The following is a 427-nucleotide window of genomic DNA, read 5'->3' on the forward strand; positions in this document are numbered from 1 at the left end:
TGGTCAAGTTCAAGCCGGATGCGAAGATGTCGGACATTTCCGCCTTCCTCGGCAGCAACGGGCTGAAGATCGTCGGCGGACCGACCGCCGACGGCGTGTTCCGGCTTGGCATCCCGGCTGCCAACGCAGCCGACTACACCAGGCAAATCGGCCTTGTTGCCGCCCAGGCTTTCACGGAGACTGTGATCGAGGGAAGGAAACCGGTTGATGGCGGCTGAGGCGGTCATTCGATTTGCGGCAATGCTTGCGGCGGCGATGACAATCGTCGCCGTGCCCGCGTCGGCGCAGACCAACGATCCCAATCCCGACCAGACGAAAATCGACTGCCGCGACGGGACCAATGCGGCAGGCGCCGACTGCGCCAAGGATGGCAGCGACACAGAGGGCGGATCGGATGCGGCGCAATCCGGCGCGGTGTTCCTGCCGG

2 pseudogenes are annotated in these 427 nt (G+C 64.6%); both read left to right on the forward strand.

The window, feature by feature from the left end:
* Window positions 1-218: pseudogene (locus EN994_RS35025) on the forward strand (anti-sigma factor); the annotation flags it as partial.
* A pseudogene (locus EN994_RS35030) lies at window positions 208-427 on the forward strand (peptidase S8); the annotation flags it as partial. The pseudogenes EN994_RS35025 and EN994_RS35030, both read left to right, overlap by 11 nt.

It is taken from the genome of Mesorhizobium sp. M7A.F.Ca.CA.002.09.1.1 (assembly GCF_003998555.1).
Taxonomy (GTDB): Bacteria; Pseudomonadota; Alphaproteobacteria; order Rhizobiales; family Rhizobiaceae; genus Mesorhizobium; species Mesorhizobium ciceri.